The 20804-nt window shown below is 64.2% G+C and carries 20 protein-coding genes; 7 read left to right on the top strand and 13 right to left on the bottom strand.

Translation table 11 applies throughout. The annotated features are described in order from the left end of the window. Positions 1 to 59 precede the first annotated feature (59 nt). The gene (msrA, locus tag HMPREF1478_RS00805; RefSeq protein ID WP_016460190.1) at positions 60 to 686 is read right to left on the bottom strand and encodes a peptide-methionine (S)-S-oxide reductase MsrA; all 627 of its coding nucleotides are present in this window, start codon (positions 684 to 686) and stop codon (positions 60 to 62) included. A gap of 100 nt (positions 687 to 786) precedes the next feature. Between msrA and HMPREF1478_RS00800 the strand changes: the two genes are divergently transcribed. Then, a complete protein-coding gene (locus HMPREF1478_RS00800; RefSeq protein WP_016460189.1) occupies positions 787 to 2271 on the top strand; it encodes an AI-2E family transporter in 1485 nt (494 codons plus the stop codon). Positions 2272 to 2370: 99 nt separating this feature from the next. Here the strand turns inward: HMPREF1478_RS00800 and greA are convergent, their stop codons facing one another. Both greA and trhA read right to left on the bottom strand, forming a co-directional pair. Further along, entirely contained in the window at positions 2371 to 2850 is a 480-nt protein-coding gene (gene greA, locus HMPREF1478_RS00795) for a transcription elongation factor GreA (RefSeq protein ID WP_016460188.1), read from the bottom strand. A gap of 113 nt (positions 2851 to 2963) precedes the next feature. Further along, complete coding sequence (trhA, locus tag HMPREF1478_RS00790; RefSeq protein ID WP_016460187.1) at positions 2964 to 3647, bottom strand: PAQR family membrane homeostasis protein TrhA; 684 nt, start codon at positions 3645 to 3647, stop codon at positions 2964 to 2966. 186 nt (positions 3648 to 3833) lie between these two features. On the opposite strand from trhA, the gene HMPREF1478_RS00785 reads away from it, so the two are divergent. After that, a complete protein-coding gene (locus tag HMPREF1478_RS00785; protein WP_016460186.1) occupies positions 3834 to 4595 on the top strand; it encodes an isoprenyl transferase in 762 nt (253 codons plus the stop codon). A gap of 80 nt (positions 4596 to 4675) precedes the next feature. On the opposite strand, the gene HMPREF1478_RS00780 is transcribed toward HMPREF1478_RS00785, so the two are convergent. The 3 genes from HMPREF1478_RS00780 to xseA are packed head-to-tail and all read right to left on the bottom strand — an operon-like array spanning position 4676 to position 7270. After that, positions 4676 to 5611 (bottom strand): carbohydrate kinase family protein, encoded by a 936-nt coding sequence (locus tag HMPREF1478_RS00780; protein WP_016460185.1) that lies wholly within the window; start codon positions 5609 to 5611, stop codon positions 4676 to 4678. A gap of 43 nt (positions 5612 to 5654) precedes the next feature. Beyond that, positions 5655 to 5885: an exodeoxyribonuclease VII small subunit gene (locus HMPREF1478_RS00775; RefSeq protein ID WP_016460184.1), complete on the bottom strand. Its 231-nt coding sequence runs from the start codon at positions 5883 to 5885 to the stop codon at positions 5655 to 5657. 56 nt (positions 5886 to 5941) lie between these two features. Beyond that, a complete protein-coding gene (gene xseA / locus HMPREF1478_RS00770; RefSeq protein ID WP_034474766.1) occupies positions 5942 to 7270 on the bottom strand; it encodes an exodeoxyribonuclease VII large subunit in 1329 nt (442 codons plus the stop codon). 208 nt (positions 7271 to 7478) lie between these two features. On the opposite strand from xseA, the gene HMPREF1478_RS00765 reads away from it, so the two are divergent. Together HMPREF1478_RS00765 and ychF are read left to right on the top strand one after the other, a co-directional pair. Continuing rightward, the gene (locus HMPREF1478_RS00765) at positions 7479 to 8546 is read left to right on the top strand and encodes a 4-hydroxy-3-methylbut-2-enyl diphosphate reductase (protein ID WP_016460182.1); all 1068 of its coding nucleotides are present in this window, start codon (positions 7479 to 7481) and stop codon (positions 8544 to 8546) included. A gap of 37 nt (positions 8547 to 8583) precedes the next feature. After that, a complete protein-coding gene (gene ychF / locus HMPREF1478_RS00760; RefSeq protein ID WP_016460181.1) occupies positions 8584 to 9666 on the top strand; it encodes a redox-regulated ATPase YchF in 1083 nt (360 codons plus the stop codon). A 175-nt stretch (positions 9667 to 9841) separates the two neighbouring features. Here ychF and HMPREF1478_RS00755 read toward each other — a convergent pair whose 3' ends face one another. Genes HMPREF1478_RS00755 through HMPREF1478_RS00735 form a run of 5 tightly spaced genes read right to left on the bottom strand, consistent with a single transcriptional unit; the run spans position 9842 to position 12119 of the window. Beyond that, a complete protein-coding gene (locus HMPREF1478_RS00755) occupies positions 9842 to 10489 on the bottom strand; it encodes an Asp23/Gls24 family envelope stress response protein (protein ID WP_016460180.1) in 648 nt (215 codons plus the stop codon). Between the two features lie 13 nt (positions 10490 to 10502). After that, positions 10503 to 11051: a DUF6286 domain-containing protein gene (locus HMPREF1478_RS00750; protein WP_016460179.1), complete on the bottom strand. Its 549-nt coding sequence runs from the start codon at positions 11049 to 11051 to the stop codon at positions 10503 to 10505. Then, entirely contained in the window at positions 11048 to 11461 is a 414-nt protein-coding gene (locus tag HMPREF1478_RS00745) for an Asp23/Gls24 family envelope stress response protein (protein WP_016460178.1), read from the bottom strand. Before HMPREF1478_RS00745 ends, HMPREF1478_RS00750 begins: the two co-directional genes overlap by 4 nt. Positions 11462 to 11466: 5 nt before the next feature. Beyond that, a complete protein-coding gene (locus HMPREF1478_RS10665; protein ID WP_009057414.1) occupies positions 11467 to 11643 on the bottom strand; it encodes a hypothetical protein in 177 nt (58 codons plus the stop codon). 32 nt (positions 11644 to 11675) lie between these two features. After that, a complete protein-coding gene (locus HMPREF1478_RS00735) occupies positions 11676 to 12119 on the bottom strand; it encodes an Asp23/Gls24 family envelope stress response protein (protein WP_016460177.1) in 444 nt (147 codons plus the stop codon). Between the two features lie 357 nt (positions 12120 to 12476). On the opposite strand from HMPREF1478_RS00735, the gene HMPREF1478_RS00730 reads away from it, so the two are divergent. After that, positions 12477 to 14648, top strand: a complete 2172-nt coding sequence (locus HMPREF1478_RS00730; protein ID WP_016460176.1) for a DUF8426 domain-containing protein — start codon at positions 12477 to 12479, stop codon at positions 14646 to 14648. Then, positions 14615 to 15700 carry a 5-methylcytosine-specific restriction endonuclease system specificity protein McrC gene (gene mcrC / locus HMPREF1478_RS00725; protein WP_016460175.1) on the top strand — a complete coding sequence of 362 codons (1086 nt, stop codon included), beginning with the start codon at positions 14615 to 14617 and terminating at the stop codon, positions 15698 to 15700. Before HMPREF1478_RS00730 ends, mcrC begins: the two co-directional genes overlap by 34 nt. Here the strand turns inward: mcrC and HMPREF1478_RS00720 are convergent. Further along, positions 15672 to 16871, bottom strand: a complete 1200-nt coding sequence (locus HMPREF1478_RS00720) for a DNA recombination protein RmuC (protein WP_016460174.1) — start codon at positions 16869 to 16871, stop codon at positions 15672 to 15674. The genes mcrC and HMPREF1478_RS00720 overlap by 29 nt on opposite strands. Positions 16872 to 17127: 256 nt before the next feature. After that, positions 17128 to 17478 (bottom strand): hypothetical protein, encoded by a 351-nt coding sequence (locus tag HMPREF1478_RS00715; protein WP_016460173.1) that lies wholly within the window; start codon positions 17476 to 17478, stop codon positions 17128 to 17130. A 271-nt stretch (positions 17479 to 17749) separates the two neighbouring features. Between HMPREF1478_RS00715 and HMPREF1478_RS00710 the strand changes: the two genes are divergently transcribed. After that, positions 17750 to 20680, top strand: coding sequence for an AAA domain-containing protein (locus HMPREF1478_RS00710; RefSeq protein ID WP_016460172.1), 2931 nt, complete (start codon positions 17750 to 17752; stop codon positions 20678 to 20680). Positions 20681 to 20804: the final 124 nt, after the last annotated feature.

Raw genomic sequence — 20804 nt, 5'->3', positions numbered from 1 at the left:
GGCGGGTCGGCACGTGAGTGCCGACCCGCCCCCGTTTCATGTGTGGTCCGATATGCCCGCTACTCGCTGGGCAGAGCCGGGCAGGCGACGCCCGTGCGCGCGTGGCACTCGTAGCCGCCGGGATTCTTGAACAGGTACTGCTGGTGATAGTCCTCGGCGTACCAGAATCGCGCGTTGGAATCGGTATCGGGCGCGGCGGAGAGAACGGTCTGGATGGGCCCGAAGCCTCGTGCGGAGAGGACCTCCTGGTAGGCCGCGCGCAGGGCGGTCGCGTCGTGCAGCTGCTCCGGTGTCGTTGTCCAGATCTGTGAGCGGTACTGGTCTCCGATGTCGTTGCCCTGGCCGCCAACCTGAGTGGGGTCGTGGATCTCAAAGAAGAGACGAATCAGATCGGCGGCGCTCGTCAGTGACGTGTCGAAGACGACGCGCACGGTCTCCGCGTGGCCCGTCGTATGAGAGCAGACCTGCTCGTAGGTGGGATCGGGGGTATGCCCGCCCATGTACCCCGTCGCGGTGGTGACGACTCCGGGCGCGTTCCACAGGGCTTTCTCGACGCCCCAGAAGCACCCCGCTGCCAGGTAGATGACCTCCTGGCCTGCTTTGGCCTCGGCCCTCATATTCGAGCCGATGACCGCGTGCGTCGTGGGTCGTACGTCCGTGCGTGCGAGTGTGAAGATGTTGTTCATGCAAGACAGTATGCGCCACTAACCGCGTACATGGCGCGCTGCGCGGACGGAAATGAGGGAGTGGGCAGGTACGCTTGTGGGTGAACGAAAAGGAGGGACCGTGGCCGCAACTCAGGAACAGCCGCGCTGGAAACTATCCGACCTCATGGGCAGGCTTTCCGCCGCGCTGCCTGCAAAGCACGCTGACGGACCGGCGCCCGCCCCCGTCATGGTGTCCGTGCGCGAGGAACACGAGGATGAACGCGATGTAACCGTCGCCGTCCCGCGGACCCTGCGCGTGGCCGCCGCGTTCTCGTGGCGCACCCTGGTCGTTCTCGGCCTGGTGATGGCCGTCCTGTGGGGTATCGCGCGCCTGACGATCGTCATCATGCCGGTGGCGATTGCGCTGACGGTGGCCGTGCTTCTGGAACCCCTCGTGTCCTGGATGCGGCGCCGTCTGCACCTCCCAGCGTCGCTGGCTGCGACCGTCGGCCTACTCGTCTTCTTCGCGGCCGTCGCCGGCGCGCTGAGCCAGGCGGCCGCCGAACTCATTCAGCAGGTCCCGCAGTTGGCGACGCAGGCCGCGGATGGTTTCCGCGCCCTGCTCGATGCGATCCTGCACAACGAGTTCCTGCAGAATGGCCCCCTCAAGATTGATACGACCGTCCTGACGTCCGCGGCTGAACAGCTGCGAACCGAGTTGGTCAACTGGCTCAACACGAACAAGGAAACGCTGGCGACTGGCGCCCTGAACATCACCTCCTCGGTGGGCACGCTGGCCACGTCCGGCCTGACGATGCTGTTCTGCCTGTTCTTCTTCTTGAAGGAGGGGCGCTCGATTTGGCTGTGGTGCGTGCGCCTGCTGCCCGCCCCCGCGCGCGTCCCCGTCCACGAGAGTGCGATTCGCGGATGGGCGACCTTCGGCTCTTACGTGCGTACGCAGATTCAGGTGGCGGCCATCGACGCGATCGGTATCGCCCTGGGCGCGTTCTTCCTGGGCGTACCTCTGGCCATCCCGATTGGCGTCATCACGTTCTTTGCTGCCTTCGTTCCGATCCTGGGTGCTCTGACCTCGGGCGTGATCGCGGTGCTGGTCGCGGCCGTTAATGGTGGCCTGACGAAGGCGATCATCATGCTGGTGATCATCCTGGTCGTCCAGCAGATCGAGTCCAACATTCTGCAGCCCTTCATGATGTCGAACGCGGTGTCCTTGCACCCCGTGGCCGTCATGCTGGTCATCACCGCGGGATCTGCGATTGCCGGTATCGCGGGTGCGATCTTCTCAGTGCCGATCGCGGCCTTTATCAACGCGACCGTCATGTACCTGCACGGCTACGACCCGATGCCTGAGCTGGCGACGGCTGAGGACCGCCCGGGTGGCCCTCCTGGCGCCCTTGAGGAGGAGATCGCGGCCTCCTACGCGGGTAAGCCCGATACGCGCCCGTACGTGACCCGCGAGCAGGCTGGTGAGGAAGAGGTCGTGGCGTCGCTGGACGCTCACGTCGAGGTCCATGCGGAGGCTGAGAAGGGGGATTCCGCGGAAGCGCCCGCAGCCACCGACAAGGAGCAGACGAGCGAGCCTCCCACACCTCACGTGGAGGCCTGAGCCTCCCCGTGCGTAGACGGCGCTAGCGGGTCCCACCTATTGGTGGGACCCGCTACGTATTGATTGGGGGCGAGGCCGTGTGGGCCTCTGCGCTTTGGCTCAGCCTTCGAAGGGTACGGCCTCGATGATCTCGACGTCGATCATGCGGCCCGTGGGGGCCTCGAAGGACAGCTTGTCGCCGGCCTTGTGACCGATGACAGCGGCACCCAGGGGAGCCTGGGCGGAGAAGACCTGGATGCCCAGGTCGCCGCCGGCGTCGCGCGAACCGAGCAGGAACTTCTGCTCGCGGCCGGCGACCAGGGCGGTGACGACCATGCCGGGCTCGACGATGCCGTCGTCGGCGGGGGTCTCGCCGACCTCGGCGTGCTCAAGCATCTCCTGGAGGGCCTGGATGCGGGTCTCGTTCATGGACTGCTCGTTGCGCGCGGCGTGGTAGCCGCCGTTCTCGCGCAGGTCGCCCTCCTGGCGGGCGGCATCGATGAGGCGCGCGATTTCGACGCGCTTGACCTCGACGCGCTCCTTCAGCTCGTTCGCGAGCAGGTCGTACTGGGCCTGCGTGAGCCACTGTGTGTCAGCCATGGTTCCTCCAATGACGTGTCAGTAATCGAGCGCCGACACGGGTGCCGGCGCGCATGGTGTCGAGTGTAGCAACATTGCGCCAGGCCTCGGGTGTTGGGCGCCTGGGTGGCGAGTCAGGAATTCAAGACTGCCAGGTAGACGGCGACGCAGTGGCAGGCCCACGCGGCGACGGTGAAGGCGTGGAAGATCTCGTGGAAGCCGAACCAGGCGGGGGAGGGGTCGGGCTTCTTCGTGCCGTAGACGACCGCGCCGAGTGTGTAGAGGACGCCTCCGGCGACGATGAGCCAGACGACGACCGGGCCGCCGCCCGCCCACAGCTGGGGCAGGTACCAGACTGCGACCCACCCGAGTGCGACGTAGACGAGCGTGGTCAGCCAGCGCGGGGCGGTGGGCCAGAAGAGGTTGAGGAGGATACCGACGAGTGCCCCGCCCCAGACGACCGACAGGAGGACGGTTGCGTCGAAGCGGTCAAGGAGAGCGATCGTGATCGGTGTGTACGTGCCCGCGATGAGCAGGAAGATGTTGGAGTGGTCCAGGCGCTTCCACATGATCTCCCAGCGCGGCGCCCAGTAGAAGCGGTGGTAGGTGGCGGAGACGCCGAAGAGGATGAGGGAGCATGCCAAGTAGACGGCGGATCCGATCTTCGTCGCCGTCGTGGGTGCCAGGCAGACGAGGACGATGGATGCGGCGAGAGACAGCGGGGTAGCGCCCAGGTGTAGCCATCCGCGCAGCTTCGGCTTGATCTGCACGAGCTGGCCCGAGAACCACTCCTTGGGCGTGAGCGATGCGATCTTCATTCGTTCCCCCGATCGAGCTGTCAACATTTCTTACGAGTCCGTAGGTTACTACGCCGTAACTTATTGTGACAGGCGTGTTCTCGCACTCCGAGAGTACTTCTGTTTCCCTGCGTCCCCGGGCGCGATAACCTTAATGGCATAAGACTACGCTGCACCGCGGGGTGCGACAGCATCAGGAGGGACACCATGGCCCAGTGGAACATGCTCTACGACATGTACGAGCGTCGCCTCAAAGCTGAGTTGTCTGACGCCGCCGTCCCCGCCCACATCGGGGTCATCCTGGACGGTAACCGCCGCTGGGCAAAGTCCCTGGGCGCAACCGCCTCGCAGGGACACCGCGCGGGCGCCGGCAAGATCAGCGAGTTTCTCCAGTGGTCGGACGATGCAGGTGTGTCGATCGTGACGCTGTGGCTCCTGTCGACCGACAACCTGTCGCGCGAGGCCAGCGAGCTGGGCGAGCTGCTGCGCATCATCTGCGAGGCCGTCTCGCTCCTGGCCGACCAGGGGCGATGGAAGCTGGCCGTCGTCGGCGACCTGTCTCTGCTGCCCGAGAAGGTGGCTGAGGATCTGCGTGCGTCCGTCGCACGCACCGCCGACGTGCAGGGAATGACCGTCAATATCGCGGTCGGCTACGGCGGCCGACACGAGATCACCGAGGCCGTGCGTGCCATGATGCGCGAGGCCTCCGCCCAGGGCAAGACCCTCGATGAGCTCGCCGACTCCTTCACGGACGCGGATATCACGGCCCACCTGTACACGAAGGACCAGCCCGACCCCGACCTCGTCATTCGCACCTCCGGCGAACAGCGCCTGTCGGGCTTCATGCTGTGGCAGTCCGTGCACTCCGAGTACTACTTCTGCGAGGTCTACTGGCCGGACTTCCGCCGCGTCGACTTCCTGCGCGCCCTGCGCTCCTACGCGCAGCGCGAGCGCCGCATGGGCAAGTGAGCGCGCGCCTAACGCCACTTTGCTAACGAACGAGGCCGGACCCCGATGGGGGACCGGCCTCGTGAACGTGTGTGCTGGAATCAGGCGAGTTCGTGTGCCCAGGGCGGGTTCGCGCCCTTGCGCGACACCGTCACGTCGGACACGGCGCTCGCGCGGTCGATGATCGCGCGGACCTGCTCCTCGGGCAGGGTACGCAGAGTCTCGCGAGCGTCTGCGCCGCGCAGGCCCATGCCCCACATGGCGTCGATGATGCCGCCCATGAAGGAGTCCCCCGCGCCGACCGTGTCGACGACCGGGACGTCCGCGGGGGTCTTCGTGAAGCGCAGGCCCGAGGCGGTGGCGACGTCGCTGCCATGCTTGCCGCGCGTGACCACCACGAGCGAGGGTCCCATACCCAGCCAGCGATCCACGACCTCGTCGATGGGAGCGCCGCCCGTCAACCACTCGATGTCCTCATCCGACACCTTGACGACGTCCGCCAGTGCGATAAAACGCTCGAGGGAGGCGAGCGCCGCCTCCGGTTCGCCCATGATCGAGGGGCGCGCGTTCGGATCGAAGCACACGAGCGCATGCTCGCGTCCTCGGGTCAGCGCATCGAGGACCGCGGAAGCACCGGGCTCGATGATGGCGGAGATGGAACCGGCCTCAAGGATCTGAGCGGTAGGTGGAACCTTGATCGGCGGAGTCGGCGCCCACTCCAGGTCGAAGGTGTAGGAGGCTGCGCCCGATTCGTCCAGGCGTGCCAGGGCCGTCGACGTGTGCGAGGCACCGCGCGAGGCGGCGGTGACGTGCACGTCGGAATCGTTCATGTGGAAGTCGATGAGGCGGCCGCGCTCGTCCAGACCGATCCACGTCGCCAGAGCCACCGGCCGACCCAGACGCCCCAGCGTCAGGGCGACGTTCGCGGGAGAACCACCCGGGATCTCAACGGGGAAGTCGGGCTGCTCATACGTGATGACGACGTCGATGAGCGCCTCGCCGATCGCGAGAATGTGGGGGCCAGATTGCACCGTCATGGTGTCTCCTCACCTGCGTGTGAGCCGATCTACAGAATGTACATTAGCGTGCTTCCGGGCCGGGTGTCACCGTGCGTCCAGAAAGACGCTCCTGGGCTCCATCCAGGATCTGGGAACAGCGGGCGGCCAAGGCCTCGCCGCGTTCCCACATTGTGAGAGTGTCCTCGAGCGGCGCCTGTCCTCCCTCGAGGGTTTGGACGATGCGCACGAGCTCGTCGCGCGCCTCCTCGTAGCCGAGGGACTGGGGATCGGGGAGCTGGTCGTTCGTGGTCATAACAGTGTTCCTTTGCGTGAGAAGTCTGGGGACGAGGCTGGGGTGGGCCCAGCGGGTCAGGCGTCTTCCTCGGCGGTGTTCGGGGTGGGAGTGGGGTTCGTGGCCCCCACGACCTGGGCGACCATGCGGCCCGACGCCAGGATGCCTTCGATGAGGTCGCCCTTCTTGATCTGCGCCGAGGATGTGATGAGGGCGCCCGACGGGGTCTTCAGGAGGGCGTATCCGCGGTCCAGCGTTGCCTGCGGGGACAGGGCCGTGAGCGTCGCGCGCGAACGTGTGAGCTGCTGGCGCTCCGACGCGAGCCGACGCTCGATCGCTGCTCTCAGCGCGCTCACCTTCTGTGCGAGGGCCACGCGATGCCCCTCGACGATCGCCTCCGGGCCCTGAAGCACCGGGCGCGACGCGATGAGCGTCAGGTTCGAGCGCTCCGTCGCCAGGCGTGCCCCCAGCGCCCCGCGCATGCGGGTCAGCGCCTGGGAGATGCCGTCGCGCTCGCGGGCGCGGTCCGGGACGATGCGGCGAGCCGCGTCCGTCGGGGTCGAGGCCCGGTAGTCGGCGACCAGGTCCAGCAGGGGAGAATCGCCCTCGTGGCCAATCGCGGAGACGATGGGCGTGCGGGCATCCGCGACGGCGCGCACAAGGCGCTCGTCGGAGAATGGGAGCAGGTCTTCGACCGCGCCGCCGCCGCGTGCGATCACGATGACTTCCACGTCCTCCATCGCATCCAGCTCGAGGAGCGCGCGGCCCACCTCGGGCACGCAGTGATCGCCCTGCACGGCGACCTCGCGGATCTCGAAGCGCGCGCTCGGCCAGCGGTCCGACGCGTTCACGACCACGTCGTCCTTCGCCTTCGCGTTGCGGCCGCAGATCAGGCCGATCGTGCGCGGCAGGAAAGGAAGAGGCTTCTTGCGCGCATCCGAGAACAAGCCCTCGGCGGCCAGGCGGGCGCGCAGCGCCTCAATCTGGGCCAGCAGATCGCCCACACCCTGCAGGTGAATCTCCGCGGCCTGCAGGTTAAGGCGGCCCGAGCGCTCCCAAAACACCGGCTTCACGCGCGTCACTACGCGCGCGCCCTCGGTCAGCGGAGTGGAATCCATGACGCCCGCCCACGCGGTCACCGTCATCGACGTGTCCGTCTGAAGGTCCCGCAGCGTCAAAAAGTGCATCTTCGCGCCCGGACGCACCTTGTACTCAACGACCTGGCCCTCCACCCACAGGGGGCTCATGCGGTCCACGTACACCTTGATGTTCTCCGTCAGCCTGCGCAGCGGCCACGGATTATCCCGCGTCGTATCAGCCGCCTTCGCGGCGGGCGGACGAGGCTGGGGCGAGCCGCCCGGAGGCGGCGCAGCAGGAGTAGCAGGCAATGTCACGTCCCTCAGCATGCCACACGAATAGCCCCGCCGCGCTGCCGCGCCGTGCGCCTGTGGACAGCCCCTCTCGCCCGGTCAGGTGAGCGTGAGGGGGCGCCTGGGCCCGCCCCGCGCCCAGGGCGGTAGGGGAGTGGGGGCGGCCCCGGCCTCGTCGATGAGGAGCGTGTGGGATTGCCACGAGCGCGCGCACGCCTCGGTACCCGGGCGCTAGTGTGGATGCATGAATGAAAACGTCGACCTGCGTGCCAGCGCCGAATCCCCCCTGCCCGCCTCCCACGGTGAGGGCAGCGGTCGCATCCTCTTGGCGGCCCCCCGCGGATACTGCGCCGGTGTGGACCGCGCCGTCGACGTCGTCGAAAAGGCCCTCGAGCTCTACGGCGCGCCCGTCTACGTGCGCAAGGAGATCGTCCACAACAAGTTCGTCGTCGAGTCGCTGACCAAGCGCGGCGCGATCTTCGTCCAGGAGACCGACGAGGTGCCCGAGGGGGCGCGCGTCGTCTTCTCCGCGCACGGCGTCTCCCCGGCCGTCCACGAGGCAGCCGCCACCCGCCACCTCGCCACGATCGACGCGACCTGCCCGCTCGTGACCAAGGTGCACCGCGAGGCCGTGCGCTTCGCGAAGGAAGACTACGACATCATCCTGGTGGGCCACCAGGGCCACGAGGAGGTCGAGGGCACCTTCGGCGAGGCCCCCGACCACATCCAGGTCGTCGGTACCCCCGACGAGGTGGATAACGTCGTCGTGCGCGACCCCTCGCGCGTCGTGTGGATCTCCCAGACCACGCTCTCCGTCGACGAGACCCGCGAGACCGTGGACCGCCTGCGCCAGCGCTTCCCGCAGCTCATCGACCCGCCGTCGGACGACATCTGCTACGCCACCCAGAACCGCCAGGGCGCCGTGAAATTCATCGCGCCCCAGGTGGACGTCATGGTCGTCGTCGGCTCGGCGAACTCCTCGAACTCCGTGCGCCTCGTCGAGGTCGCGCTCGAGGCCGGGGCGGGCGCCGCCTACCGCGTCGACAAGGCCGACGAGCTCGACGAATCCTGGTTCGAGAGCGCCCACACCGTGGGCCTCACCTCCGGCGCATCCGTGCCCGAAATCCTCGTGCGCGACGTCATCGAATGGCTACAGGAGCGCGGATTCCCCACCGTCGAGGTGGCCCGCACCGAAACCGAATCGACGACCTTCGCGCTGCCCCGCGACCTGCGCGCCGACCTCAAAAACGCCGGCATGGCACCCGCGCGCCCCCACGCGCCCCGCGTCGCCGGGCCAAACCACACGAAGTAGGGCAACACCACCGGGCCTGCTCCGATAGGATGGGGGCGTGTCTCTTACTATCGGTATCGCCGGACTGCCCAACGTCGGCAAGTCCACCCTGTTCAACGCCCTGACCCGCGCAACCGTGCTCGCCGCGAACTACCCCTTCGCGACCATCGAGCCCAACGTCGGTGTCGTGCCCCTGCCCGACCCGCGCCTGAACACGCTCGCGGAGATCTTCGGCTCCCAGCGCATCCTGCCCGCCACCGTGTCCTTCGTGGACATCGCCGGCATCGTGCGCGGCGCCTCCGAGGGTGAAGGCCTGGGCAACCAGTTCCTCGCCAACATCCGCGAGGCCGACGCGATCTGCCAGGTCACGCGCGCCTTCTCCGACCCCGACGTCGTGCACGTCGACGGCAAGGTGGACCCGGCCTCGGACATCGAGACCATCAAGACCGAGCTGATCCTCGCCGACATGCAGACGATCGAGAAGCAGATCCCGCGCCTCGAAAAGGAGGTGCGCGGCAAGAAGACCGAGCCGATCGTCCTCGAAACCGCCCGCCAGGCTCTCGAGCTGCTGGAGCGCGGCGAGCTGCTGTCCGGCCCCGAGGGCGCCAAGCTGGACCAGGACGCGCTGCGTTCCTTCCAGCTCATGACCTCCAAGCCCTTCATCTTCGTGTTCAACATGGACGCCGCCGAGATGGACAACGAGGAGATGAAGGACGAGCTGCGTTCCCTCGTCGCGCCTGCCGAGGCCATCTTCCTGGACGCCCAGTTCGAGGCCGAGCTGGTTGAACTGGACGACGAGGACGCCCGCGAGATGCTCGCCGAATCCGGCCAGGACGAGTCCGGCCTGGGCAAGCTGGCCCGCGTCGGCTTCGACACCCTCGGCCTGCAGACCTACCTCACCGCCGGTGAGAAGGAAGCGCGCGCCTGGACGATCCACAAGGGCGACACCGCCCCCAAGGCTGCCGGCGTCATCCACACGGACTTCGAGAAGGGCTTCATCAAGGCCGAGGTCGTCTCCTTCGACGACCTGGTCGAAGCCGGCTCCATGGCCGCTGCGAAGGCCGCCGGCAAGGTCCGCATGGAAGGCAAGGACTATGTGATGGCGGACGGTGACGTCGTCGAATTCAGGTTTAATGTTTAATCATTCCTGAACGAGGCAGTGGCCGGGTCGCGCGAGGGCATGGCCCGGCTTTGCTGTTGAGGGTGGTCTGTACTTTGGGCGTATTTTAACGAGAGACTCAGCCTCGGCCTCGTGAATGTGGGTGCCCTGCCCACGACAAACGTGGGGCAAGGCGACGCCCGCCCTACCCCACGTCTCACGCGCCTGTGTCTGTTCCAGTGATTGCCGGCGATGGCTGACCCGTGACGGCCTTCGACGTTGATTTCGAGCTCACCGAGCGCGCCAGTCGTACGAGGACGTCGAGCTGCTTGGGCGGCGTTCCGAGAGATGTAGCCACGTCCTCGTTCAGCAGCTTCCGGATCTCGGTCACGGTCCACTCGACCTCGCAGTCCGGCGCAACGCTCGTGTCCGCCTGAACCCAGAGCTTACTCGGGGAACCGGTGACGAAGACAGTGCAACGCTCGACCCCGGGAACGCCGAGTGCACGCTCGGAGAGAGCCTGCGACAGAACTTCCGGAGGGAGAGTCGCCAGCAGGGCACCGTCGGAGCCGCTGATCCTGAGCGAGGAATTCGCGGGCCTACGCGGCACCTGCATGAGGAGCAGGAACAAACCGACGAGGAACGTAATCACGGATGCCAGCACTCCGCACGGCACGAGCCAGTGGGCGCGAGGCGAGAGAATCGCCCCGATCTCGTCCTGCGCTGCGGCAAGGTATGCGGAAATGCCGGGCACGTAGTGGCCTGCGTCGAGGCCTGATGCGAGGAACCAGGCGGACGCGCAGACGATAAGCAGCCCGAAGAATGCCAGGAGAACCCTGTTGAGAGCGGCAGAAACTGAACGCATAATCTGCTCTCTTTCAGCTCACGCGCTTGGCGCGGACACGGCTGCGGGTGATGCCCTCGGGGTTGAAAACCTCCAGGGCCTCGTCGGTCTTCTTGGACGCAGCTTCGCGCACGGCGTCTAAGTCATCCGCGTCGCTGAAGACGACAACGTCGACTCGTGACCTGCGCACGGTGGCGGAAGCGGACCGATTCGTGGCGAGCTGTTCGACGTGCATCTTCACGAGGATTGCCAGGTCAGAACGGTGAAGTGCCGTCTGCCCGGGGATATCGTCGGGAAGAAAAGCCACGTGCTTGGGGCGGCCAGGCCACAGTGCTGCGACAAGCATCAACAGGCCGCATACGGCTGCGATTCCGGCAGTAATAAGTGCTGCGATGGAGCTGAAGGACACCGTGCCGACCGCGTCGAGCGTGGCGACGGTGCGCTGCGGCCAGGCCCCCGTGAGGAGGCGGTATCCCGTCAGCCATGTGCCGAGTCCGCCGACGATGAGGAGCAGCAATGCTAAGACGGTGGCAGATGCGATCCGGGTCGGTCGATAAATGAGCGCCGGTACGGGTGCTCTCATCTCAGGCTCCTCCTGACATGATTGCTTGGGTTGAGCCACGAAATGTTGATGGACATCTTGGCGACGCGTACCCCACACAGCTTTTCGACGCGACCGCTCACGTGTGCGCGCAGGTCCTCGATAGTGGAGGACAAGGGGGTGGGGAAGACGAGGCCGAGGTCCAGATGGAGGATCGCGCGCTGCCCATAGAGTTGGCACGCGGCCTCGGGCCGAGACCCGAAGTTTCGGCGTGAGCCAATCCCGAGGACTCCACCTGCGTTCGAGCCGACGGCGGCAAATTCAAACGCGGCTTGAGCGGCGATTCGGGCGACGACATTGTCCGGAATAGTCGTGGTGCCACGCTGCGTCAAGGAGTATTCCTTCTCGCGCGACGGCTTCGACTGCGTGAGCGCGGAGTCAGGCGCGGCCACGCTCGTCACCTCTTTCGCCAATCGAGGATACGTTGGACATCGACCCGGCCCTCCAGATAAAGGCCCACTACCCATCCGACGACGCCGCACAGGGCAACGAGGACGAAGCTGGCGAAGGAACCGAACGCGAGAACGGCCCCCATGAACAGGCCCACCAGGAGAGCCAGGTGCGTTGTCTTCATGAGAATTCCTCAGATCCAGGCGTCGAGGTCGATTACTTCAGATCGGTTGAGACGGAGGTGTTTGTTTCCTCCTCGGGCAGGTGGACGTCGGTGACGTCGATGTTGACTTCGACGACCTCCAGGCCGGTGGTTCCTTCGATCTGGTCGATGATGTTGCTGCGAATGTCGTTGCAGACGTTGAGGATGGAGTAGCCGTACTCGACGACGACGGTGACATCAATGGCGGCCTGGGTTTCGCCCTTGTGTACGGTGATGCCGCCGGTGACGTTGGTCTGGGTGGTGGGGATGCGGTCGGTTACGGCGCTGAAGGCGCGGCGTACGGCGTTGCCCATGCCGTACACGCCGGGCACCTGGCGGGCGGCCATGCCAGCGATCTTAGCGACGACGTTTTCCTCGATGGTGGTCGTGCCGTGGTCGGTCTGGAGGGGGCCCTCGGGAGTCTTGTCCTGGTCAGCGCTGTCGTTGTTCTCGCTCATGTGAGCCTCTTTCATTGAATCGGAGGTGGGGGCCGCTGGGTGATGCGCGGCTCAAGCAACGGGTCAGTGACGTGTCGTCGTAGGTACTGCGATCAGCTTGTGTGCCCTGCTGATCGCTCTGGCATTGCTCCCGTAACCATTCTTGCGTGGTTTGTCGGATGCTGTCGGTTGAAAAACTGCTGTGACCTCGTTAAATGAGATGTGTCACCGACGTGCGACAAATAGTGATACGAGGTCACGAGAACTTTCTTCACGACGAGGTCGTGGCTGGGTCGCGCGAGAGCGTCGCCCGGCTTTGCTGTTGTGTGAGTACGAGCCGAATAGTGTTGCCGATCACCCGGGTGGTAGGGTGTGGCCATGACGACGGATAGCCAGTACTCATGGCCGCGCTTTTTTATGGAACTAGCGGACAAACTGCTTGCCTTCAAAGATGATCGGCAGGCTCTTATTGCGACGTTGCAGCATGTCTACGCCGAACTCGGTATGGACCTGCCGACGCTTGACTCCGGCGGTATTCCGACGGATATTGATCCTTTCACGGTCTACGGCCTCTTTAATCGAGGCCTCACAGACAATAAGCGCCGGGCGGTTGCCCTCGGAATTGGTGGCGCTCTCGGCGTGCAGGCCCCTCTACATGATGATTTTGTCGGTGTCCCCGTCCTGCTCAACATCAACGCGACCTTCTACGACCAGGTGCGTCGGGACGATGGGGATATCGATAGGCTGTGGGACTTGTTTGCGGTTGCGCTGGCTTACGCGGATCAGCCGACTGAACAGACAGAAGCAGTGTTCCGTCATGCCTACGATTCAGTCCTTCAACAGCGCCATGCCAGTTGGAACGTCACGATGGGACTCTTCTGGATCCGCCCGTACTCCTACGTCAACCTGAGTAAGCGAGACCGATGGTTCCTCGCGTTGCCCGACCGTATGCCTTCATCGGTTCGTTCTGTGCTGGCGTCGTTGAAGAAAGTTCCCGAATCCACTGAATATCTGGGGATTCGCGACAGCATTCTGTCGGTGTTGAAATCCGGAACCTACGAGTACTTCTCCTTCCCCGAGCTTTCGGTATACGCGTGGCGCGTTTCCGAACAGGTCAACCGTGAGAACAAAGAGGCTGACAAAGAAAAGGAAGAACTTACTCAGGCGGCTGCTCTGGGGGACGCCGACGTGGAGACCGTGCGCTATTGGCTCTACGCCCCCGGCCGGGGCGCCTGCATGTGGGACGAGTTCTACTCGCGCGGGATCATGGGACTGGCATGGGGCGAGATTGGGGATCTGACTGCCTACGCACATAAGGAAGATCTGAAGGCGCAGATGCTCCAGACCTATCCCGAAAACGGTACCCAGAAGAACGACATTCACGCCCTATGGCAGTTTGCGAACGAGATGAAGCCGGGCGATGTCGTTTTCGTGAAGAAGGGCCGCTCGGAGATCCTCGGGCGAGGTATCGTCACGGGTGACTACGTCTACGATCCGGAGGGCGGCCACTACCCGAATTGTCGGGCGGTTCGCTGGACTTCCTCAGGAAACTGGCCAATCGACGAACGACTGGCAATGAAGACCCTCACTGAGATCACCGACTACCCTGAACTCCTTTCTCGCATTGAGACGTTCTTCGAAGATAGCGACGACGAGGTTGACAACGAGGAACCGCTGGTAGTTTTCCCGGAGTACTCCGCCCGGCAATTCCTTGACGAGGTCTACATGGGCGAGGAACGCTACGACGCGATCGTGGGGCTGCTGCGTACGAAGAAGAACATCATCATGCAGGGCGCGCCTGGCGTCGGCAAGACTTTCGTCGCTAAGCGTCTTGCTTACTCGATGATGGGTGTGAAGGACATTTCGCGTGTCGAGCTGGTGCAGTTCCACCAGAGCTACTCTTACGAGGATTTCATCGAGGGGTACCGGCCCTCCGGTGCGGGATTTGAGCTGGTCAAGGGTGCCTTTTACTCCTTCTGCAAGAAGGCCGCCGATGACGAGGAGAACGACTACTTCTTCATCATCGACGAGATCAACCGCGGCAACCTCTCCAAGATCTTCGGCGAGCTGTTCATGCTCATCGAGAGCGATAAACGCGGACCGAAGAACAAACTTCAGCTCCTCTACTCACGCGAGCTCTTCTACGTGCCTCGCAATGTCCACATTATCGGCATGATGAACACAGCTGACCGCAGCCTCGCCATGCTTGACTACGCGCTGCGACGCCGCTTCGCCTTCGTGGAACTGCGCCCTGCTTTCGGCTCCGATGGCTTCCGCGAGTACTGCTCCGGCCTCGGCAATCCGACGTTCGAGGCCCTGGTGCGCGAGGTGGAATCCCTCAACCGTGCGATCGCCGAGGATGAGTCTCTCGGCGACGGCTTCTGCATCGGACACAGCTACTTCTGCAACATGAAACCTGAGACGTGCACGGACTCGGCCCTCGCCTCGATCGTCGACTACGAGCTCATCCCGATGCTCAAGGAATACTGGTTCGACGAGCCCACCAAGGTCCGCGAGTGGACCGACAGGCTGCGCAGGCCGCTGCGGTGATTCGCGTCCGCAACCTCTTCCACATGCTCGCCTACGCCTTCTCGGCACTGCGCGAGCAGGGCTACCGTTCCGTGGCCACGGAGGATTTCGACAACGCGGCCGAGCTGTGTGCCGCCATCCTCGAGCGAGGCGTGTCCCTGCAACTCAAACGAGGCCTCGGGCAGGAATACGTCAGCCGAACCGAGGCACGCTCCTCCCTGCGCGGCAAAATCGAGGTCGCCGAATCCGTGAAATCGCAGGCGATCCTGCGCCGCCAGCTGGTGTGCTCCTACGACGAGTTCAGCGTCGACACGACGATGAACCGCATCATCAAGGCGACGGTCGCGCTGCTGGTGCGTTCGGACATCTCGAAGGCGCGCAAGAAGAGCCTGAAAAAGCTCATGGTGTTCTTCGCGGACGTGCGCGAGATCGACCTGCACACGGTCGACTGGAACATGCGCTACGACCGAAACAACCGCACGTACCGCATGCTGATGGCTGTGTGCTGGCTCGTCGTCAAAGGGCTGCTTCAAACCCAGAGCGACGGCACAACGCGCATGATGGATTTCTTCGACGAGCAGCGCATGAGTCGCCTCTACGAGAAATTCATCCTCGAGTACTACCGCAGGGAGCACCCGCATCTGAGCGCGAGCGCGTCCTTCATCGATTGGGTGCTGGACGACGAGGTTTCGGACGGCCTGCCTGCCATGCGCAGCGACATTACGCTGAGCGCTCGCGGCCGCGTGCTCATCATTGACGCGAAGTACTACGCGGCCACGATGCAGAGCAACTTCGACAAGAGGACCGTGCATTCGGGGAACCTGTACCAGATTTTCGCGTACGTGAAGAACAAGCAGATTGCGTTCGAGCGAGCGGGGGAGGGCGTCGAGGTCTCCGGCATGCTCCTCTACGCCGCGACCGACGAGGACATCCAGCCCGACGCCACTTACCGCATGAGCGGCAACCGCATTAGCGCGACGACTCTCGACCTGGACCGCCCTTTTGAGGAGATCCGCGTGCAGCTGGATGGGATCGCCGACACGCTCACTGGCCCGTCAACTCAGGCTTCGTGAAAGCGCGGACCTGGGCGGCATCCGGGTCGATGGACGTGACGGTCATAGTCTTTTTCGAGGCCTCCTCGAGTGCGCTCACGGACCGTGCACTGGCCAGGAGGCGGCTTTCCATGGACGACACGGTCTTGTTGTAGAAGTCCACGGTCTTGGCCAGGTGCTTGCCCAGGTTTTCCATGTGGCCGGCGACGACGCCGAGGCGCTCGTACAGCTCGCGGCCGAGCGCGATCACCTGGTCCGCCTGTTCGTTGATGGACGTCCTCGCCCACGCAGTGGCGCACGTGCGCGCGACCGCCAGCAGCGTGACGGGAGAGCACAGGGCCACGCCGCGAGCCATCGCGTCGTCCAGGAGCGATGCATCAGTGCGCAGTGCCGCCGACAGGGCGGCCTCGGATGGGACGAACAAGATGACCAGCTCGGGTGACGCGCCCAGTGACCGCGCGTAGTCGCGTCCAGCCAGCGCCTCAACGTGAGAGCGCAGTGCCTTCGCGTGTGCCGACAGCTCGGCGCGGCGTCGAGATTCTGCGTCCTCTCCGCTCTCTTCAATGGCGCACGCCCGCAGGTATGCGTCCATGGGGGCCTTCGCGTCGAGCGCGAGGAACCCCTGCCCGGGCAGGTGAATCGTCACGTCGGGACGGCCGAGGTCGCCCGACGATGAAACTGCGCCCCGGCCTCGTCCCTGAGTGAGCGAGCCAATCGAACGCTGCTCCGCGAAGTCCACGTGCGGCAGCATTCCGGAAGCCTCCAGGATGCGCGCCAGCTCAACCTCGCCCCACGTGCCGCGTGCGCTCCGCGACCGCAGAGCACCCTCCAGGGAAGCGGTCGTGCGCGCCAGCTCGTTCTCACGCCTCGCGGACTCCCGCAGCTGCTCGGCGAGGGCGCCGTGCTGGCGCGCGCGAATCTGCTCCATCTGATCAACCCGCTGCGTCATCTGCTCCAGCTGCGCTCGAACCGGGGTGAGCGCCTGCAGGACGGAAGCGTCGCCCTGTGAGCGGGACTCGGCAGACTCGACGCGACGGGAGAGTTCCTCCGCGCGCGCCTGCCAGCGGGCGACCTCCGCGCGCAGCGTGCCCGCCTGGTCAGGCGTCGACGCCCGGCGCGCCACCGCGCCCACGTACCCGAGGAGGGCACCAACCACTAAGCCAACGAGGAGAAAAACAAGCGACATACCCATGCGTGCACTCTAAAGCGGGCCATGCACATCTGCGTCCACAGAATCTATAACAAGGGACCCCCACCATAGTGGCGGGGGTCCCTGAGATGCCAGACTAAGCCTGGTGTATAAACCCATAGATGCGGATCTGTGGCCGCTTGTAGGACGGGCATGATCGCGCTATGAAGCGTGTGTTCCCGTGAGGTCGATACCTCGTCAGCTTGAAGTCGTCATTAGTCGTCCATGGGGTGAATCCTGGCTCACGCTCGGGAGGAAGTCACCTTGTCGCGTCGTGTGTGTGGGCGTCGATCCAGTTGTTTGGACCCTCCAAATGGACGTGAATGTGGATGTGGTTCGTCCCCTGGTTGAGCGCGAGGTACTGGCTGAGAGGCACGGTGAGGTGGGGGTGGTGAGCTCCGGGAGATGTCGGGGGCAGTAGCAGGGGTGCGTGGTTGGGAGTGTAGAAAACTACGGGTTGCTTCTCACGCTCGACGTTTTGGCATCTGTTGCTCTCGGTGCGGAACCTGTTGGCAAACCACAAGCTGAAGTCTGATGCGCAGTTGACGGCAAGTGGGATCAAGTGGAGTGCCAGGAATAGGCAGTCTGTAAAAATCGTGTAGATGTTCATGTGTTTGTCCTTTCTCATCACATGGTTGAAGCTGTCTCCTTCAGTGGTTGTCGCTAATGCTAACGGTGCGTAGTCGCTTGTGTCGACTTAGGATCGTTATCGTTTGCGCTTAAACGTAGATCCTAGTGGCATTGTCAAATGAAGTCAAATCAATGTCGACGACCTAGTTCTGTTGATGGAGTATGTGAGTGCTCTGTCCGTGGGTATTCAACAACCTACCGTCGGTCTGATAAGTCGCCTATCCTGGGTGTAAAACTCAAGGGGGAGTGGCATGGAGCCCGTCGATCCGCGCATGATGCACGTACTGATTCGCGATAAAAAAACGCTGACCTGGCAGGACGACACCTGGAAAATCGCGAAGGCACGCCGCGATGGGAAGCGCATCGTCGTCACTTACACCACCAGCAGCAAAGAGTTTCCATACGGCGAGGAGAGGGCGCGCCTCTACGACCAGGTCGAGCGTCGAACAGTCGACGCACTCGACGAGGTTCGTGTTGGCGGCAAACGCCGGACCAATGTCGAAATCATCTGGACGCTCCGCCGCTCCGGCCACCCGCGCGATCCCCGCTACACGCTCGCGTACCGCACGGCTGAGGGCACACTCAAACTTCATCGCTACGGACACGACGAGGTGCGGGTAAGGTACGCGACAGCGGAGGATCGGCAAAACGCCGCCACCCTCAACTACGTCCGCGAGGAAGTGCGCGCGCAGGCAGGGCGAGCCGGGGCGACGCTCGATCCGACAGCCCACTATCCCCGCTGGGTGGGCGGTGAGAAGATGCTGCCCGAGGCGATCCTCGCGAACGTGTGGGAATGGCTCCCTCAGGCACCGCGCCGTTCCGCCCTGGAAGCGTTCCTCGCCGGTACTACCTCCACGAAGACGGGCGCGAGCGATCGACTGATCATGCCCTTCCCCTCCAATATCGATCAGCGCAATGCGATTCGAGCCGCGCTCACACACCAACTGTCCATCATCGACGGGCCTCCCGGCACGGGTAAAACGCAGACGATCCTCAATCTCATCGCCTCCCTGATCGCGCAGGGCAAGACTGTCGGCGTCGTCGCGGGGGCGAACTCTGCGGTCGACAACGTCGTCGACAAGCTGATGGAGGAAGGCTACGGCTTCCTCGTCGCGAACCTCGGGAAAACGAAGCGCGTCAAGGAATTCCACGAGCGTGAGGGTGTCCTTGAACAGAGGCGCGAGGCCTGGGCTCGCAAGGCGTCCGCTGCGTCGTCGGATGTGCCTGCCGGAGCCGACGAAGCTGCGCTGCGGGTCGAAGAAGATCGCCTCGTCGCTCTATGGGAGGATGCTCGAGACATTCCGAAGATCCGCGCGCAGCTGACGGCGGCTCAGCGTGAGCGGCGTCTTTTTGAGGAAAAGGTACAGGAGAGTCGCCGCCCGATTGTGGACATCTCTCATCTGGCTATCTCGAGGCGCCGCTCTGGGGTCATCGGTGACCTGCTTGCCCTCGCTCGCTGCGCGCCGAGGGTGGGGCGTGGTCCTCGGGGCTTCATCGAGCGGGTGCGTCGCTACTTTGCTTACGGCTCCTTGAAGGGCGTTGACCTGGGAGACCCGCACGTCCAGTCGGCGCTCCAACTCGCCTTCTACCGGGCCCACGAGCAAGAACTATCCGACCGCATCGAGGAGGCCGAGGCCCGCGCTGCCCGCCACGGCCTCGTCGAAGTGAGCGCGCAGTATCGCCGCCACTCCCGAGAGGTCCTCGATGCCGCCTTGCTCAGGCGATTCACGCGCGAGCGTCCGAGCCGCCTCAGTCCAACCGAGCGGCTCAAGCGACAGACGGACATCCTGCTACGCACCTACCCCATCGTGGCGTCCACGTGTTTTTCGATCCGGAACAACCTGGCCGAGGAAGCGCTGCTCGACTGGATCATCATCGACGAGTCCTCCCAGGTGCTGCTCCCCCAGGGGATGGCGGCGCTGAGCAAGGCCCGTAACGCCGTCATCGTTGGTGACGACAAGCAGCTCGGCCCGATCTTCCAGGGGTGGGATGAAAGCAAGAAGGAGCCGCCCGCGCCGCGCTTCGACGTCCGTTCGCTCTCGCTGCTCGACTCCATCAAGATGATGCCGGAGTCTGCGCAGGTGCCGAGCACTCTGCTCAAGGAACATTACCGGTGTCACCCCGCGATCATCGAGTTCTGCAACCGCATGTACTACGGCGGTCAGCTCATTCCGATGCGCGTCCCTGCCGACGATGCCCCCGATCCGCTCGCGATCGTCTATGCTGCGCCCGGAAACCACGCGCGACGCCCATCGCACGGCAGTGGCTTCTTCTCGCAGAGGGAAATCGATATCGTCACCGACCTTGAGGATATGCGCAGCATCCGGGACGGCGTCGAGCTCGAGGGGGCAGACGAGTCGGGCGACTTCGTGTTGGGCGTCGTGACTCCGTTTCGGGCGCAGGCAACGAACCTCAGCAAGCAGATTCGTAGCGACCTCGGCGATGGGGCTCATCCCCGATGGCTGGCTGAGACCGCGCACAAATTCCAGGGGCGCGGTGCGGGCACGATCATCCTGTCCACGGTCCTCAACGCCAACGACCGCTCGGCCGCGCAAGACTTCTACGATGCGGATGCACTGACGAACGTGATTGTGTCGCGAGCCAAAGACCGCTTCGTCGTCGTGACCACGCATGGGGGCGTCCGGCTTAGCCGAAACGTGAGGGCCTTGCTCGAGTACATCGAGATGAACGATCCGAGTGCTGTCGTCCAGTCGGACATCGTGTCCATTTTCGACGTCCTCTACAACGCGTATAGCGAGTCGCTCGAGCGGTATTCTCAGGCTAAGTGGGCTGATCGTCGGCGCTCGCCCGCAGAAAATGTTGCGGAACAATGCCTGCGAGACGTGCTCGCAGAACCCAGGTATGCGCGCTTTGGGTATCAGACCCAAGTGTTCCTGCGGGATGCATTGCCTAATACGCGCCGCTTGAACGAGGAACAGCGAGCGTTCGTGTTCAGGGACAGCGCGCTCGACTTCGGGGTCTACTCGCGTGTGACGAAGCGTCTTCTCCTTGCTATCGAGGTGGACGGATGGACGTTCCACGGCATGAGTCAGAAACAGCAGAAGCGCGACGGCCTCAAAGATTCGATCATGTCCGCGTATGGAGTGCCCGTCCTGCGTCTGCCCACGATCGGATCCGGGGAGGAGCAGAAGATCCGCGAGGCGTTGGATCGGCTCCTTTAGGAAACGTCTGATGCACTCGGTGGGTTCACCCCGTAACTGACTCGGCGGCCTCCCGTCGTGATCGTCTACAGGAATGGACGAGGCCGGGGCTGGTTCATGCACATCCGTGCGGTTACGGGAATGT

Source organism: Actinomyces sp. HPA0247 (assembly GCA_000411415.1).
In the GTDB taxonomy this organism is placed as follows: Bacteria; Actinomycetota; Actinomycetes; order Actinomycetales; family Actinomycetaceae; genus Pauljensenia.
The sequence above is the reverse complement of the archived record's forward strand: the minus strand, read 5'-3'. Positions and strand labels throughout refer to the sequence as shown.

Excerpts from the sequence above, each read along its gene's own strand:
- msrA (WP_016460190.1), bottom strand. The coding sequence starts at position 686 with ATGAACAACATCTTCACACTCGCACGCACGGACGTACGACCCACGACG.
- greA (WP_016460188.1), bottom strand. The coding sequence starts at position 2,850 with ATGGCTGACACACAGTGGCTCACGCAGGCCCAGTACGACCTGCTCGCG.
- trhA (WP_016460187.1), bottom strand. The coding sequence starts at position 3,647 with ATGAAGATCGCATCGCTCACGCCCAAGGAGTGGTTCTCGGGCCAGCTC.
- HMPREF1478_RS00785 (WP_016460186.1), top strand. The coding sequence starts at position 3,834 with ATGGCCCAGTGGAACATGCTCTACGACATGTACGAGCGTCGCCTCAAA.
- HMPREF1478_RS00780 (WP_016460185.1), bottom strand. The coding sequence starts at position 5,611 with ATGACGGTGCAATCTGGCCCCCACATTCTCGCGATCGGCGAGGCGCTC.
- HMPREF1478_RS00775 (WP_016460184.1), bottom strand. The coding sequence starts at position 5,885 with ATGACCACGAACGACCAGCTCCCCGATCCCCAGTCCCTCGGCTACGAG.
- xseA (WP_034474766.1), bottom strand. The coding sequence starts at position 7,270 with ATGCTGAGGGACGTGACATTGCCTGCTACTCCTGCTGCGCCGCCTCCG.
- HMPREF1478_RS00765 (WP_016460182.1), top strand. The coding sequence starts at position 7,479 with ATGAATGAAAACGTCGACCTGCGTGCCAGCGCCGAATCCCCCCTGCCC.
- HMPREF1478_RS00755 (WP_016460180.1), bottom strand. The coding sequence starts at position 10,489 with ATGCGTTCAGTTTCTGCCGCTCTCAACAGGGTTCTCCTGGCATTCTTC.
- HMPREF1478_RS00750 (WP_016460179.1), bottom strand. The coding sequence starts at position 11,051 with ATGAGAGCACCCGTACCGGCGCTCATTTATCGACCGACCCGGATCGCA.
- HMPREF1478_RS10665 (WP_009057414.1), bottom strand. The coding sequence starts at position 11,643 with ATGAAGACAACGCACCTGGCTCTCCTGGTGGGCCTGTTCATGGGGGCC.
- HMPREF1478_RS00735 (WP_016460177.1), bottom strand. The coding sequence starts at position 12,119 with ATGAGCGAGAACAACGACAGCGCTGACCAGGACAAGACTCCCGAGGGC.
- HMPREF1478_RS00730 (WP_016460176.1), top strand. The coding sequence starts at position 12,477 with ATGACGACGGATAGCCAGTACTCATGGCCGCGCTTTTTTATGGAACTA.
- HMPREF1478_RS00720 (WP_016460174.1), bottom strand. The coding sequence starts at position 16,871 with ATGGGTATGTCGCTTGTTTTTCTCCTCGTTGGCTTAGTGGTTGGTGCC.
- HMPREF1478_RS00715 (WP_016460173.1), bottom strand. The coding sequence starts at position 17,478 with ATGAACATCTACACGATTTTTACAGACTGCCTATTCCTGGCACTCCAC.
- HMPREF1478_RS00710 (WP_016460172.1), top strand. The coding sequence starts at position 17,750 with ATGGAGCCCGTCGATCCGCGCATGATGCACGTACTGATTCGCGATAAA.